The organism is Mesorhizobium sp. M4A.F.Ca.ET.090.04.2.1, assembly GCF_003999085.1.
Lineage (GTDB): Bacteria > Pseudomonadota > Alphaproteobacteria > Rhizobiales > Rhizobiaceae > Mesorhizobium.
This window is the reverse complement of the sequence record NZ_RZOT01000080.1, coordinates 1-14,166: the sequence shown is the minus strand read 5'-3', so window position 1 is coordinate 14,166 and position 14,166 is coordinate 1. Positions and strand designations below refer to the sequence as shown.

At 64.6% G+C, this 14,166-nt stretch carries 15 protein-coding genes and 1 pseudogene; 9 read left to right on the top strand and 7 right to left on the bottom strand.

All coding sequences use genetic code 11. From position 1 onward, the window contains the following. The coding region (locus tag EN781_RS08510) for a LysR substrate-binding domain-containing protein (RefSeq protein WP_245492565.1) at positions 1-540 on the top strand (540 nt) is incomplete at its 5' end. Between the two features lie 62 nt (positions 541-602). On the opposite strand, the gene EN781_RS08505 is transcribed toward EN781_RS08510, so the two are convergent. The 4 genes and pseudogenes from EN781_RS08505 to EN781_RS08490 all read right to left on the bottom strand — a co-directional run bounded on the left by EN781_RS08505 (position 603) and on the right by EN781_RS08490 (position 3,168). Continuing rightward, complete coding sequence (locus EN781_RS08505; protein WP_126057593.1) at positions 603-1,652, bottom strand: aldo/keto reductase; 1,050 nt, start codon at positions 1,650-1,652, stop codon at positions 603-605. A gap of 121 nt (positions 1,653-1,773) precedes the next feature. Then, a pseudogene (locus EN781_RS08500) lies at positions 1,774-2,181 on the bottom strand (type II toxin-antitoxin system VapC family toxin). After that, positions 2,182-2,436 (bottom strand): type II toxin-antitoxin system Phd/YefM family antitoxin, encoded by a 255-nt coding sequence (locus EN781_RS08495; protein WP_126057594.1) that lies wholly within the window; start codon positions 2,434-2,436, stop codon positions 2,182-2,184. It lies immediately after the preceding pseudogene. A gap of 69 nt (positions 2,437-2,505) precedes the next feature. Then, on the bottom strand, positions 2,506-3,168 hold the full coding sequence (locus tag EN781_RS08490) for a YggS family pyridoxal phosphate-dependent enzyme (protein WP_126057595.1): 663 nt from the start codon (positions 3,166-3,168) through the stop codon (positions 2,506-2,508). Between the two features lie 147 nt (positions 3,169-3,315). Between EN781_RS08490 and leuS the strand changes: the two genes are divergently transcribed. Together leuS and lptE are read left to right on the top strand one after the other, a co-directional pair. After that, positions 3,316-5,943 (top strand): leucine--tRNA ligase, encoded by a 2,628-nt coding sequence (gene leuS / locus EN781_RS08485; protein WP_126057596.1) that lies wholly within the window; start codon positions 3,316-3,318, stop codon positions 5,941-5,943. Continuing rightward, positions 5,930-6,496 carry an LPS assembly lipoprotein LptE gene (gene lptE / locus EN781_RS08480; RefSeq protein ID WP_126057597.1) on the top strand — a complete coding sequence of 189 codons (567 nt, stop codon included), beginning with the start codon at positions 5,930-5,932 and terminating at the stop codon, positions 6,494-6,496. Before leuS ends, lptE begins: the two co-directional genes overlap by 14 nt. 177 nt (positions 6,497-6,673) lie before the next feature. On the opposite strand, the gene fsa is transcribed toward lptE, so the two are convergent. Then, positions 6,674-7,330, bottom strand: a complete 657-nt coding sequence (gene fsa, locus EN781_RS08475) for a fructose-6-phosphate aldolase (protein ID WP_126057598.1) — start codon at positions 7,328-7,330, stop codon at positions 6,674-6,676. 89 nt (positions 7,331-7,419) lie between these two features. On the opposite strand from fsa, the gene EN781_RS08470 reads away from it, so the two are divergent. Continuing rightward, the gene (locus tag EN781_RS08470) at positions 7,420-9,603 is read left to right on the top strand and encodes a primosomal protein N' (RefSeq protein WP_126057599.1); all 2,184 of its coding nucleotides are present in this window, start codon (positions 7,420-7,422) and stop codon (positions 9,601-9,603) included. 10 nt (positions 9,604-9,613) lie between these two features. Here EN781_RS08470 and EN781_RS08465 read toward each other — a convergent pair whose 3' ends face one another. Then, a complete protein-coding gene (locus EN781_RS08465; RefSeq protein WP_126057600.1) occupies positions 9,614-10,069 on the bottom strand; it encodes a type II toxin-antitoxin system VapC family toxin in 456 nt (151 codons plus the stop codon). Next, positions 10,066-10,311: a type II toxin-antitoxin system Phd/YefM family antitoxin gene (locus EN781_RS08460; protein WP_126057601.1), complete on the bottom strand. Its 246-nt coding sequence runs from the start codon at positions 10,309-10,311 to the stop codon at positions 10,066-10,068. Before EN781_RS08460 ends, EN781_RS08465 begins: the two co-directional genes overlap by 4 nt. Positions 10,312-10,373: 62 nt before the next feature. Between EN781_RS08460 and EN781_RS08455 the strand changes: the two genes are divergently transcribed. The 5 genes from EN781_RS08455 to EN781_RS08435 all read left to right on the top strand — a co-directional run. After that, complete coding sequence (locus EN781_RS08455; RefSeq protein ID WP_126057602.1) at positions 10,374-11,069, top strand: aspartate/glutamate racemase family protein; 696 nt, start codon at positions 10,374-10,376, stop codon at positions 11,067-11,069. A 93-nt stretch (positions 11,070-11,162) separates the two neighbouring features. Beyond that, positions 11,163-11,558 (top strand): DUF4345 family protein, encoded by a 396-nt coding sequence (locus EN781_RS08450; RefSeq protein WP_126057603.1) that lies wholly within the window; start codon positions 11,163-11,165, stop codon positions 11,556-11,558. A gap of 246 nt (positions 11,559-11,804) precedes the next feature. Continuing rightward, entirely contained in the window at positions 11,805-12,365 is a 561-nt protein-coding gene (locus EN781_RS08445; RefSeq protein ID WP_126057604.1) for a F0F1 ATP synthase subunit delta, read from the top strand. Beyond that, positions 12,365-13,894: a F0F1 ATP synthase subunit alpha gene (gene atpA / locus EN781_RS08440; protein WP_126057605.1), complete on the top strand. Its 1,530-nt coding sequence runs from the start codon at positions 12,365-12,367 to the stop codon at positions 13,892-13,894. The genes EN781_RS08445 and atpA overlap by 1 nt, the downstream gene beginning before the upstream one ends. Positions 13,895-13,928: 34 nt before the next feature. Beyond that, positions 13,929-14,166 (top strand): F0F1 ATP synthase subunit gamma (locus EN781_RS08435; RefSeq protein ID WP_189347398.1); only part of this gene is annotated, 238 nt, incomplete at its 3' end.

The window sequence follows — 14,166 nt, the reverse complement described above, 5'->3', positions numbered from 1 at the left end:
CCCGAAATCTCGGTCGACGTCGTCCTGACCGACCATGTCATCGACCTGATGGAGGAGCGCGCCGACGTCGCCATCCGCGCCGGGCCACTCGGCGAATCGCGGCTGGTGGCGCGCAAGCTCGGACAGAGCGGCGTGGTGGTGGTCGCAGCACCCTCTTACCTCGATGCGCACGACACGCCGCGCACGCCGGCCGATCTCGACCGCCACAACCGCATGGGCTTCCGCTTCGCGCGCCATATCGACGGCTGGCCGTTTGCCGACAGGGCCGGCCGTGCCACCGTAGTCCCAATCAAGGGCAATGCCCAGGTCAGCGACGGCGAGGCGATGCGGCTGATGGCGCTTGCCGGCGCGGGCATCGCCCGGCTGGCGCGCTGGCATGTCGAGCCCGACATCGCCGCCGGCCGGCTGGTGCCGTTGCTCGAGGATTTCAATCCCGGCGACGAGGAAATGACCCACGCCGTCTATGTCGGCCAGGGCAAGCACCTGCCGGCCAGGGTGCGTGCCTTTCTCGATTTTCTGGTCGAAACGGTGCGGCTCTGAACGGGGCACGAAAAATGCCGCGCGCCCGAGGGACGCGCGGCTGCTCAGACGAAGCGGACGAACTAGGCCTTCGGCACGAACGGCGCCGGGCGCCGGCCAGCGCCCTGCCGCTCCAGCATCCAGCCAGGATATTCGGAGGGCAGTGTGCTGACCTCGTCCAGCCTGGCGATATCCTCGGCGTCGAGCTTCAGCGCGGTGGCGGCGAGGTTCTGCTCGAGCTGGTCCATGCGGCTGGCGCCGATGATGACGCTCATCACGAAGGGTTTTGCCAGCACGTAGCCGAGCGCCACGGTGGCAACGCTGACATCGTGCTTCCTGGCGAGTTCGCGCATGACAGCGACGGCTGCCCAGGCGCGATCCTCGTTGACCGGCGGAAAGTTGAAGGAGGCGCGTCGGCCTTCGCCATTGCCAGGCGCGCCCGGACCGTATTTGCCGGAGAGCAGCCCGCCGGCCATCGGTGACCAGACCATCAGGCCGAGCTTCTCCTCATTGAGCAGCGGCACGATCTCGCGTTCGAGGTCGCGGCCGGCGATCGAATAGTAGGATTGCACGGTTTCGAAGCGGGCAAGGCCCCTGCGCTCGGCAATGCCCAGCGCCTTGGCGATGCGCCAGGCCTGCCAGTTCGAGACGCCGACGTAACGCACCTTGCCGCTGGACACGAGATCGTCGAGCGCCCGCAGCGTCTCGTCGATCGGGCTCACCGTGTCGGTGCCGTGCAGCTGGTAGAGGTCGATGTGATCGAGCTGCAGCCGTTCGAGGCTGGCGTCGACCGAATCCATGATGTGGCCGCGCGAGGAGCCGCGCTGGTTCGGGCCCTCGCCCATGACGCCATGCACCTTGGTGGCGATGATGACGTCCGACCTTTTGACGCCGAGATCGCGGAGCGACTGGCCGAGCAGTCTTTCGGAGGCGCCGAATGAATAGACGTCGGCCGTGTCGAAGAAGTTGACGCCGGCGGCAATCGAGCGGCCGACGATCTCGTTGACGCCTTTCTGGTCGAGGCTGGCGATCAGGCCCCATTGGGCGTTCTCGCCGGCGGCGCCGAAGGTCATGGTGCCGAGGCAAAGTTCGGAGACGAACAGGCCGGTGTTTCCGAGTTGATTGTAGCGCATGTTGGGAGCTCCAGGGAGATGGGAATGACGCTGGAGAAAATAGGAACGGTACGTTCCGTTTCAAGAGCTTGGAGCAAGCGTGGCGAGCAACTGGCTCAAGAGAACCGTCGGGCAGCCACCGCTAGGCAGTAGGTGGTTCCCAGGGATTAAGTACGGTAACGCCGATGTCTTCGAAGTCAGACATTGCGCGTAACCACGATTAGGTCATGGACGAGGGCTGTCGCTGCTATCAGTGTGTCTGCGCTACCTCGCGTACGACCTGCCGTGATGCGGCCCCTGCCAACGCAATCTCTTCGGTGATTGGAAGAATGCAGTCTGCATTGTCTCTTCGCAACTCTCGCAGCCAGATATCGAGCCGGGCCGCCCTTTCAGGGTCAACCTTGCGCTGCTTGACGATCCCTCGCTCGATCTCGCCAAGGGTAATGACGCTAAGGCTGATCGACGCCGGATCGATCGAAGCCACCCACGCAGGCGGCTTCGGCAGGCGCCTCTGCGTATCCGAAGCGACGTTCGTATCCAGCAGGTATATTCAGAGGTCGATGTCCCGGATCATCGTATTCCGGCGACGGGTGATTTCCTCGTCAAACTCATCGTCCCACCCGGGGCCGGTCAGAAGATATTCGGCAAGCGATTTCTTCTTTCCGGCAAGGCGATCGTAGTCCTCCACGGACAGGACAACTGCAGCCCGTTCACCGCGAAGTGTCACGGTCTGTGGCCCTTCGGTTCGCGCCCGCTGAAACACTTTCGAAAAATTGTTTTTTGCGTCCTGTAGATGCCAGTTCATGAAGACCGTCCTAGCTAGCTTGGCTGGATATACATCTGGCAAGCCTTTGCGGCGAGGTTCATCGCCCAGTTATCGGCTGCCGAAGATCGCCGAGCCGACCCTGACGCTGGTCGCGCCGAAGGCGATCGCCGTCTCGTAGTCGCCGGACATGCCCATCGACAGCTTTGCGACCCCAGCCTCCTTGCCGAGCTTCTCCAGCAGCGCGAAATGCGGGCCGGGGTTCTCGTCGGCTGGCGGAATGCACATCAGGCCTTCGACCGCAAGGCCGTGGACCTCGCGGCAGCGCTTGACGAAGGCGACCGCCTCGCGCGGCTCGATGCCGGCCTTTTGCGGCTCCGAGCCGGTGTTGACCTGAACGTAGAGTTTTGGTGTCCGGCCCTGTCTCGCCATCTCCTTGGCGAGTTCGGCGGCGATCTTCTCGCGGTCCACGGTCTCGATGACGTCGAACAGCGTGACCGCTTCCCTGGCCTTGTTCGACTGCAGCGGACCGATCAGATGCAATTCGATGCCGGGAAATAGATGCTTCAGCGCCGGCCATTTGCCTTGCGCTTCCTGCACGCGGTTTTCGCCGAAGACGCGCTGGCCGGCCTCGATGACCGGGCTGATCGATGCGGCCTCGAAGGTCTTCGACACCGCCACCAGCGTGACCGCGCCTTGGTCGCGGCCGGCCTCGCGCTCGGCGGCGGCAATCCTTGCCTTGACGGCAAAAAGCTGTTCGACGGCGCTCGTCATGCCCATATCCTGCCTGTAGTTTTGGTCCTCGCCGGCTCGCCGCAGTTGACGGGTCCGGCAATCCATGATGAACACCGCGACGACATTTTCCTGGGCCGCCGGGCATTGCCCCGCGGTTCGTGCCAGCTTTTAAGTGAAAAACATCCGATGGCAACCGAACGATACAATCCGCGCGCGTCAGAGCCCAAATGGCAGAAGGCCTGGGCCGAAAAGAAGCTGTTCGAGGCCGACAACGCCGATCCGAAGCCGAAATACTACGTGCTCGAGATGTTCCCCTATCCGTCGGGGCGCATCCATATCGGCCATACCCGCAACTATACGATGGGCGACGTCGTGGCGCGCTACAAGCGCGCCAAGGGTTTTAACGTGCTGCACCCGATGGGCTGGGATGCCTTCGGCATGCCGGCCGAGAACGCGGCGATGCAGAACAAGGTCCACCCCAAGGACTGGACCTATGAGAACATCGCCACCATGCGCGAGCAGCTCAAGGTCATGGGCCTGTCGCTGGACTGGGCGCGCGAGTTCGCCACCTGCGACGTCGACTACTACCACCGCCAGCAGATGCTGTTCCTCGACTTCGTCGAGAAGGGGCTGGTGACGCGCAAATCCTCCAAGGTCAACTGGGACCCGGAGGACATGACGGTGCTCGCCAACGAGCAGGTCATCGACGGTCGCGGCTGGCGCTCCGGCGCGCTGGTCGAGCAGCGGGAACTGACGCAGTGGTTCTTCAAGATCACCGACTTCGCGCAGGACCTGCTGGATTCGCTCGAAGGCCTCGACGAATGGCCGGAGAAGGTCAAGCTGATGCAGCACAACTGGATCGGCCGCTCGGAAGGGCTGCTGATCCGCTGGCCGCTGGCCAAGCCGGTCGCCGGCGAGCATGAGCTGGAGGTCTACACGACCAGGCCGGACACTATCTTCGGCGCCTCGTTCATGGCGGTCGCCGCCGACCATCCGCTGGCCAAGAAGGCTGCCGAGGATAATGTCGAGCTGGCCAAGTTCATCGACGAGGTCCGCCACATGGGCACCTCGGTGGCGGCGCTGGAGACGGCCGAGAAGAAGGGCTTCGACACCGGCATCCGCGTCGTCCATCCGTTCGACGAGAACTGGACGCTGCCGGTCTATGTCGCCAATTTCGTGCTGATGGAATACGGCACCGGCGCCATCTTCGGCTGCCCGTCCGGCGACCAGCGCGACCTCGACTTCGCCAACAAATACGGCCTGCCGGTGATCCCGGTGGTGATGCCGGAAGGCGGCGACGCCAAGACCTTCCAGATCATCGAGGAGGCCTATGTCGACGACGGCGTGATGATCAATTCGCGCTTCCTCGACGGCATGAAGCCGGAGAAGGCCTTCGACGAGGTGGCCAGGCTTCTGGAAAAGAAGACAATCGGTAACCGGCCGATGGCCGAGCGCAAGGTGAACTTCCGCCTGCGCGACTGGGGCATTTCGCGCCAGCGCTATTGGGGCTGCCCGATCCCGATGATCCATTGCGAGGATTGCGGGGTGGTGCCGGTGCCGAAGGCCGACCTGCCGGTCAAGCTGCCCGACGACATCGAGTTCGACCGGCCGGGCAACCCGCTCGATCGCCACCCCACCTGGCGGCACGTCAATTGCCCGCAATGCGGCAAGCCGGCGCGGCGCGAGACGGACACGATGGACACGTTCGTCGATTCGTCCTGGTATTTCGCGCGCTTCACCGCGCCCTGGGCCAACGATCCGACCGACCCGAAGGCGGCCAATGAGTGGCTGGCGGTCGACCAATATATTGGCGGCATCGAGCACGCGATCCTGCACTTGCTCTATTCGCGCTTCTTCACCCGCGCCATGCGCGAGACCGGCCATCTCGATCTCGCCGAGCCGTTCAAGGGCCTGTTCACGCAAGGCATGGTGGTGCATGAGACCTACCGTGTCGGCGGCCCGTCCAACAACGGACGCTGGCTGTCGCCGAGCGAAGTCAGGCTCGAGGACGATGGCGGCAAGCGCCGCGCCGTCGACATCGCCACCGGCGAGGAGGCCGTCATCGGCCCGCTTGAGAAGATGTCGAAGTCGAAGAAGAACACGGTGAGCCCGGAAGAGATCACCGACGGCTACGGCGCCGATACCGCGCGCTGGTTCATGCTGTCGGATTCGCCGCCCGAGCGCGACGTCGAATGGACCGACGACGGCGCCGCCGGCGCGCATCGCTTCGTCCAGCGCATCTGGCGCCTGGTGTCGATCGCGGCCGAATCGCTGGCCGGCGTCAAGCCAGAGGCGGCGCGGGAGGGCGAGGCGGGCGCTGTCTCCAAGGCCGCGCACAAAATCCTCAAGGCGGTCGGCGAGGATATCGAGAAGCTCGGCTTCAACCGCGCCATAGCCCGCATCTACGAGCTGGCCAATGCATTGACCACGCCGCTCAACGAGGCGGCAGAAGGCAAGGCCGATGCGGCGCTGAAAGGCGCCTGCCGCGAGGCGGTGGAGATCCTAGTGCATCTGATGGCGCCGGTCATGCCGCATCTGGCCGAGGAGTGCTGGGAGACGCTGGGCGGCACCGAAATGGTCGCCGAACGGCCATGGCCGGTCTTCGATCCGGCGCTCGTCGTCGACAACGAGATCGTGCTGCCGGTGCAGGTCAACGGCAAGAAGCGCGGGGATTTGACAATTGCCCGCGACGCGGACCAAGGTGCGGTCGAAAAAGCGGTGCTGGCCCTCGACTTCGTGCAGAAAGCGCTGGAAGGTAAGGCGCCCCGCAAGGTGATCATCGTGCCGCAGAGGATCGTCAATGTCGTTGCCTGATTTCGGAAAGACGACGCGCTCGCTCCGCCGCACCGCGCTGTACGGCCTGGTCGCCTCGCTGGCATTGGTGTCGGCCTGCACCGTCAGGCCGCTCTATTCGAACGCGCCGCTTACCGCCGGCTCGACTGTCGGCGCCGCCGCCGAACTGGCGTCGATCTCGGTCAAGCCGGTCAAGACCCGCTATGCCCAGCAGGTGCGCAATAATCTGATCTTCGCGCTCGGCCAGGGCGCCGGCGAACCGGCTACGCCTGCCTATACGCTCGATCTCGGCGTCACCGAGCTGGTCGAATCGGCGGCCCTGGTGCAGATCCAGACCGACGAGGACGAACCGACGGCCGGCACGGTGACATTGACCGCGAATTATGTACTGCGGGACACCACCGGCACGGTCATCGCCACGGGCAAGCGCTCGGTGCCGTCATCCTTCGACCGGCCGCGTCAGGAATATGCATCTTACCGGGCGCAGATCGATGCCGAGAACCGCGCAGCGCGCGAGCTGGCGGACCTGCTCAGGCTCGCCGTCGCGCAGGACTTGATCAAGCACGGCAAGTAGGCCTGAGGCGTATTGATATTCAGGTGAGGCCGGCCTGCCTTCAAGTACGCTCCGCTCTGGCTCTCGGAAACCACCGTTCTCGGCGTGGCTTGACCTGACTCTCAACACACCCAAGCGCACAAGTATGCATTCACCAAAAAAGGCCGGTCGCCCGGCCTTTTTTCTTACCTGACGAGATCAGCCGATTTTCTGGCCGGTCTTGGCCCAGTCGGCGAGGAAGGCGGCGAGGCCCTTGTCGGTCAGCGGATGGCTGACCAGCGCCTTCAGCGTCGCCGGCGGCGCGGTGATGACGTCGGCGCCGATCAGCGCCGCCTGCTTGACGTGGTTCACAGTGCGCACCGAGGCGGTCAGGATCTCGGTCTGGAAGTCGTAATTGTCGTAGATCTGCCTGATCTCCTGGATCAGCTCCATGCCGTCCGAGCCGGTGTCGTCGATGCGGCCGACGAAGGGCGAGATGAAGGAGGCGCCGGCCTTGGCGGCGAGCAGCGCCTGGTTGGCGGAGAAGCAGAGCGTGACGTTGACCATGCGCTTCATCTCGGTGCGGATCGTCTTGCAGGCCTTCAGCCCGTCGAGTGTCAGCGGCACCTTGATGCAGACATTGGGGGCGATCTTGGCCAGTACCTCCGCCTCGGCCATCATCTGCTGGTATTCGGTCGCCACGACCTCGGCCGAGACCGGACCTTCGACGATGTCGCAGATCTGCTTGGTGACCTCGGCAATCTTGCCGCCCGATTTCAGGATCAGCGAGGGATTGGTGGTGACGCCATCGAGCAGCCCCAGATCGTTCAGCTCGCGGATTTCCTTGATATCGGCGGTGTCGACAAAAAATTTCATCGCGGTCTCCTGAAGATTTTCATGTGCATGACATGCAGCTTGGGGGTCGGCCTTTGCTCTAGACCAAAGTCGGGGCAAGGTCACGCCTCATGATGGAAGATTCGCCCTTTGTCGCCGCCGCGCCGGTGCTGGTGCCGATGCCGGCCGAGCGGCCCTACACCTATGCGGTGCCGGCCGGCATGCGCGTGGTGCCGGGCTCGATCGTGCGCGTGCCGCTGGGCCCCCGCCAGGTCGCCGGCATCGTCTGGGACGGCGCCGTCGAAACGGTCGACGCAAGGAAATTGCGGCCGATCGAGCTGGTCTTCGATTGCCCGCCGATCGACCGCGCGATGCGCCGCTTCGTCGACTGGATCGCGCAGTACACGCTGTCGGCCCCGGGCATGGTGGCGCGCATGCTGCTGCGTGCGCCGGAGGCCTTCGACCCGGAGCCCTGGATCGAAGGCCTGCAGCTCACCCTGGCTAGACCCGACCGGATGACCGAGGCGAGGGCGCGCGTGCTGGAGACGGCCGAGGGCGGCCTTGCCTGGACGCGCTCGGGCCTGGCGCATGCGGCCGGCGTATCGTCGGCGGTCATCGACGGCTTGCGGGCGCAAGGCGTGTTCGAGACGGTGATGATCCCGCCGCGGCCGGTGGTGGCAGCGCCTGATCCGGCCTATGCGCAGCCGACGCTGATGCCCGACCAGGAGGACGCGGCGGCCATGCTGCGCGCCGGCGTCGCGGCGAACGCCTTTGGCGTCACCCTGCTCGACGGCGTCACCGGATCCGGCAAGACGGAAGTCTATTTCGAGGCGGTGGCGGCGGCGCTCGACCAGGGCAAGCAGGTGCTGATCCTGCTGCCGGAAATCGCGCTGACGCACGCCTTCCTGGAACGCTTCCAGGACCGTTTCGGCGCCAAGCCGGCGGAATGGCACTCGGACCTGCCGCCGAGAATGCGCGAAAAAGTCTGGCGGCAGGTGGCGGAAGGCGGCGTGCGCGTTGTTGCCGGGGCGCGCTCGGCGCTGTTCCTGCCGTTCCCGGAGCTCGGCCTGATCGTCGTCGACGAAGAGCACGACCCCGCCTACAAGCAAGAGGACCGCGTCTTCTACAATGCGCGCGACATGGCGGTGGTGCGCGGCCACATAGGCGGCTTCCCGATCGTGCTCGCCTCGGCGACGCCGTCGGTCGAAAGCCGGGTCAATGCCAGCCAGGGCCGCTATCATCGGGCAGTGCTTTCGTCGCGCTTTGCCGAGGCGGCGCTGCCCGACTTGAAGTCGATCGACATGCGACGGGCGCCGCCGGCGCGCGGCGGTTTCCTGTCGGCCGTCCTGCTCGAGCAAATGGAGCGCACGCTAGGGAAAAAAGAACAGTCGCTGCTGTTCCTCAACCGGCGCGGCTATGCGCCGCTGACGCTTTGCCGTGTGTGCGGCCATCGCTTCGGCTGTCCGGTCTGCTCGGCCTGGCTGGTCGAGCACCGCTTCCGCGGCCAACTCGTCTGCCACCATTGTGGGCACAATGAGCGGCGGCCGGAGTCCTGCCCGGAATGCGGCACGCTCGACCATCTCGTCGCCTGCGGTCCCGGCGTCGAGCGCATCGCCGAGGAGGTGGTGACGCATTTTCCGGACGCCCGCACCATCGTCTTGTCGTCGGACCTGATGGGTGGCGTGCGCCGGCTGCGGCTCGAGTTGGAAGCCATCGCCAATGGCGAGGCCGACATCGTCATCGGCACGCAACTCGTCGCCAAGGGCCACAATTTTCCCAATATGACACTGGTCGGCGTGGTCGACGCCGATCTCGGCCTCGCCAATGGCGATCCGCGCGCCGCCGAGCGCACCTTCCAGCTGCTCAGCCAGGTGACGGGCCGCGCCGGCCGCACCGGCAAGAAGAGCCTCGGTCTGCTGCAGACCTACCAGCCGGACCATCCGGTGATGCGGGCCATCGTCTCCGGTGACGCCGAGGCCTTTTACGAGCGCGAGATCGCCGAGCGCGAGCGGGCGGCGCTGCCGCCCTTCGGCCGGCTCGCCGGCGTCATCGTCAGCGCCGCGACGCGGGCCGAAGCGGAGGCGCATGCGCGCGGCCTGCGCCGCACCGCGCCGCAGGCGGCGGACCTGTTCGTGCTGGGCCCGGCCGAGGCGCCGTTGTCACTGCTCGGCGGGCGCCACCGCTTCCGCCTGCTGATCCAGGGCGAGCGGCGCGCCGACATGCAGGGCTTCATCCGCGCCATGCTGGCCGAAGGGCCGAAATTGCGCGGCTCGGTTCGGGTGCAGGTCGATATCGATCCGCAGAGCTTTTTGTGAGATTACGAAACTACTCCCGTGGACCAGTCTCAGCGAAGGGGTCCAGGTAGGGTACATCCAGAACCGCAAAATGCCGGACATTGGCCGTCAAGACTGAGAGGCCATTCAAACGAGCGGTCGCGGCGATCAGGATGTCCGCCAAGCCCGGGTTAAAGCCTCTGGCGAGAGCGGCATCCTCCAATTTGCCGGCTTCCCTCGCGATTGCCGTGTCGACTGGCAGAATGCGCTGGTCGAATTCCGCCAGCAGCCGTTCGAACCATTCGCCAATACGTGCCGCCTTCGAATTCGCGCCAGATCGCTTCAGCTTCGCAATGCCCTTTTCCACCTCCAGAACGACAATGGAAGACATATGCCATGAGCCGCGCGCCCGCTGTTCGGCAACCCATGTCTGAACGTGCGAGGGAAGGGGAGCACGGTCAGGTTCAAAGGCCGACAGGAACGACGTATCCAGCAGATAGCCAGTCAAAACTCGACGTCCCGGGACGGCGATTCGTTTCGCTCAAACTCGATGCCGCCGGGGTAATGAAGCAGGAAATCCACGAAGTCCTGCTGGCTGTTTTGCGGATAGAGCTTCTGCCCCTCTTCAATCGGGACAACCATGGCCGTTGGTTTGCCATGCTTTGTGATGACGGTAGGCTCACCATTCTCGGCGGCCTCGACGAGCGCTGAGAAACCTGCCTTGGCCTCCCGAACCTGCATCGTCTTCATAACTGCCTCCTTGTAGTCTCATGTGGTCATAATATAGGAATTGCTGGAAAGGAACAGCCACCGTGAAAACCCTTGGCCTCATCGGCGGCATGAGCTGGGAATCGACCGCCATCTACTATCGACTGCTCAACGAGATCGTGCGTGAGCGGCTCGGTGGCCTCCATTCGGCGAAGCTGCTTCTGTGGTCGTTCGACTTCGCCGAGATCGGCGAGCGCCAGCATGCCGGCGACTGGCGGGGAGCGGGCGTGCTTCTTGTCGAGGCTGCGCGCAAGCTGGAGGCGGGTGGTGCGGACGGCCTGGTGGTCTGCACCAACACCATGCACAGGCTGGCGGATGAGGTACAGGCGGCAGTGTCGATACCGCTAATCCACATCGCCGATGCTACGGCGGTCGCGGTCAGGGATGCCGGCGTCCGGCGGCCGGCGCTGCTCGCCACGCGCTTCACCATGGAGCAGGATTTCTACAAGGGCCGGCTTGCCGAGAAGTATGGCCTGCAGCCGGTGGTGCCCGGCCAGGCCGGCCGCGACATGGTACACCGGGTGATCTATGACGAACTCTGCCAAGGCATCGTCAAATCCGAATCGCATGTGGCCTATGTCGAGGAAGTTGGCCGCCTGCGGCGCGATGAGAACATCGACGGCGTCATCATGGGCTGCACCGAGATCACCATGCTGATCGGCCAGGCGGACTTCGACATTCCGGTGTTCGACACCACGCGCCTGCACGCCGAGGCGGCGGTCGCATTCGCCCTGTCTTGATACGCCTTCCTAAAGTTCCGGCGCCATCTGGCGCGCGGCTTTTCCTCCGCTAGAATGCCCCGGTTTTCAAACAGGCATTTACGAGGGGGCAAGATGGAATTTGCGTTTCCGTGGCCGATGAGCCAGGGCGAGTGGCTGGCATGGTCGAGCGCCGTGGCGACCTTGCTGATCGGCCTGTTGCTGTTCCTGGCGCCGAACCTCGCTTTCAGGATCCTCAGGCTGCAGGCCAGGCCGGAGAAGGCGGCGGCGATCGCCGAGGGGCGCGGCCGCATGTCGGGCTTCTATCTCGGCGTCAGCCTGTGCTGCATCCTGCTCGCGCAGCCGCTGCTTTACATGGCGCTCGGCTTCTCCTGGCTGTTCACCGCTTTCGGCCGTTTGCTGTCGATGATGTCGGACGGCGCCAACACCCCTTTCAATTGGGCTTCCATCGTGGTTGAACTGGTGCTGGCGGCGTTGCCGCTGGCCTTTGCTTTCGGCTTTTTGCCCTGAATCACCGACTAATCCGCCGCTTGCGGCCGGGCTCTACCGCCGGATGCGACAAAAGTGCCTGAAAACCATGCCGGACGACGCATTGCGGTCTTAAAAGGCCTGTGCTAGACGGCAATCGACTTTCGGCCGGGGATAGCGGAAGCCGCGCCTCCGTGCTTGGAAAAATGCAGTAAGGTCAAAGATTTAGCCAGAGTTCTCGCTCGCGCCAACAATCTGCGGCCTGTCAGACAAGAGAAAAGACGGTCCGTGGCTCAATCGTCATCGCCAATCTCAGCTGTCGCAGAACGCTATGCGGGTTCGCTGTTCGAACTCGCGCTGCAGGCAAATTCGGTCGCCCAGGTCGAGGCCGACCTCACCAGTTTCGAGGCGCTGCTTGAAGGCAGCGCCGATCTTTCCCGGCTGATCAACAGCCCGGTGTTCTCCAGCGAGGATCAGGCCAAGGCGATCGCCGCGATCGTCGCCAAGGCAAAGCTCGGCGGGCTCGCCGGCAATTTCCTGCGCGTCGTCGCCAAGAACCGCCGCCTGTTCGCAGTGCCCGGCATGATCAAGGCTTTCCGCCGCATCGCCGCCGATCATCGTGGCGAGGCTTCGGCCGAGGTCACCTCGGCGCATGCGCTGACGGCGGCGCAGGAGACCGAACTGAAGGCGGCGCTGAAGGGCGTTGCCGGCAAGGACGTGGCCATCACGGTCACCGTCGACCCGTCGCTGCTCGGCGGGCTGGTGGTCAAGATGGGCTCGCGCCAGATCGATACGTCGCTCAAAACCAAACTCAATTCGCTCAAGCTTGCACTGAAAGAGGTCGGCTGATGGACATCCGCGCCGCGGAAATTTCCGCAATTCTGAAAGACCAGATCAAGAATTTCGGCAAGGAGGCCGAGGTCTCCGAAGTCGGCCAGGTGCTGTCCGTCGGTGACGGCATCGCCCGCGTCTATGGCCTCGACAATGTCCAGGCCGGTGAAATGGTCGAATTCCCCGGCGGCATCCGCGGCATGGCGCTGAACCTCGAAGCCGACAATGTCGGCGTCGTCATCTTCGGCAACGACCGCGACATCAAGGAAGGCGACACCGTCAAGCGCACCGGCGCCATCGTCGACGCGCCTGTCGGCATGGGCCTGCTCGGCCGCGTCGTCGATGCGCTCGGCAACCCGATCGACGGCAAAGGCCCGATCAAGGCGACCGAACGCAAGCGCGTCGACGTCAAGGCGCCCGGCATCATTCCGCGCAAGTCGGTGAACGAGCCGATGTCGACCGGCCTCAAGGCCATCGATGCGCTGATCCCGGTCGGCCGCGGCCAGCGCGAGCTGGTCATCGGCGATCGCCAGACCGGCAAGACCGCGATCATTCTCGACACGATGCTGAACCAGAAGTCGGTGCACGAAAACGGCCCCGAAAAGGAAAAGCTCTACTGCGTCTACGTCGCCGTCGGCCAGAAGCGCTCGACCGTCGCGCAGTTCGTCAAGGTTCTCGAGGAGCGCGGCGCGCTTGAATATTCGATCGTCGTTGCCGCCACCGCTTCCGACCCGGCGCCGATGCAGTTCCTGGCGCCGTTCACCGGCGCCACCATGGGCGAATATTTCCGCGACAACGGCATGCACGCGCTGATCAGCTATGACGACCTGTCGAAGCAGGCCGTCGCCTATCGCCAGATGTCGCTGCTGCTGCGCCGCCCGCCGGGCCGCGAAGCCTATCCGGGCGACGTCTTCTACCTGCACTCGCGCCTGCTCGAGCGCGCCGCAAAGCTCAACGACGATCTGGGCGGCGGTTCGCTGACCGCGCTGCCGATCATCGAGACGCAGGCCAACGACGTGTCGGCCTACATCCCGACCAACGTGATCTCGATCACCGACGGCCAGATCTTCCTCGAAACCAACCTGTTCTTCCAGGGCATCCGCCCGGCGGTCAATGTCGGCCTGTCGGTGTCGCGCGTCGGTTCGTCGGCGCAGATCAAGGCGATGAAGCAGGTTGCCGGCTCGATCAAGGGCGAGCTCGCGCAGTATCGCGAAATGGCGGCCTTCGCGCAGTTCGGCTCCGACCTCGACGCCGCCACGCAGCGCCTGCTGAACCGCGGCTCACGCCTGACCGAACTCCTGAAGCAGCCACAGTTCTCGCCGCTCAAGGTCGAGGAGCAGGTTGCGGTGATCTTCGCCGGCGTCAACGGTTACCTCGACAAGCTGGCGATCAACCAGGTCGGCAAGTTCGAGCATGGCCTGCTCAGCCACATGCGCTCGGCCGGCAAGGACGTGCTCGACGGCATTCGCAAGGAGAAGGCGCTGTCGGACGATCTGCGCGCCAAGCTCAAGGCCGAGATCGACGCCTTCGCCAAGACCTTCGCCTAAGAAGAAGCCGGACGCACGGGATCAGGTTTGAAGCATGCCTTCATTAAAAGACCTTCGTAACCGTATCGCCTCGGTCAAGGCGACGCAGAAGATCACCAAGGCGATGCAGATGGTCGCCGCGGCGAAGCTGCGCCGCGCGCAGGAAGCGGCGGAAGCGGCGCGTCCCTATTCCGAGCGGATGGGCGCGGTGCTGGCCAACATCACCCAGGCGATCGGCGGCGGCGGCGATGCTCCGGCGCTGATGACCGGCACCGGCAGGGACGACGTGCAAC

Bases quoted from the DNA above. Each gene is read 5' to 3' on its own strand.
- EN781_RS08505 (WP_126057593.1), bottom strand. From the start codon at position 1,652: ATGCGCTACAATCAACTCGGAAACACCGGCCTGTTCGTCTCCGAACTT.
- EN781_RS08495 (WP_126057594.1), bottom strand. From the start codon at position 2,436: ATGAACTGGCATCTACAGGACGCAAAAAACAATTTTTCGAAAGTGTTT.
- EN781_RS08490 (WP_126057595.1), bottom strand. From the start codon at position 3,168: ATGACGAGCGCCGTCGAACAGCTTTTTGCCGTCAAGGCAAGGATTGCC.
- leuS (WP_126057596.1), top strand. From the start codon at position 3,316: ATGGCAACCGAACGATACAATCCGCGCGCGTCAGAGCCCAAATGGCAG.
- lptE (WP_126057597.1), top strand. From the start codon at position 5,930: ATGTCGTTGCCTGATTTCGGAAAGACGACGCGCTCGCTCCGCCGCACC.
- fsa (WP_126057598.1), bottom strand. From the start codon at position 7,330: ATGAAATTTTTTGTCGACACCGCCGATATCAAGGAAATCCGCGAGCTG.
- EN781_RS08470 (WP_126057599.1), top strand. From the start codon at position 7,420: ATGATGGAAGATTCGCCCTTTGTCGCCGCCGCGCCGGTGCTGGTGCCG.
- EN781_RS08460 (WP_126057601.1), bottom strand. From the start codon at position 10,311: ATGAAGACGATGCAGGTTCGGGAGGCCAAGGCAGGTTTCTCAGCGCTC.
- EN781_RS08450 (WP_126057603.1), top strand. From the start codon at position 11,163: ATGGAATTTGCGTTTCCGTGGCCGATGAGCCAGGGCGAGTGGCTGGCA.
- atpA (WP_126057605.1), top strand. From the start codon at position 12,365: ATGGACATCCGCGCCGCGGAAATTTCCGCAATTCTGAAAGACCAGATC.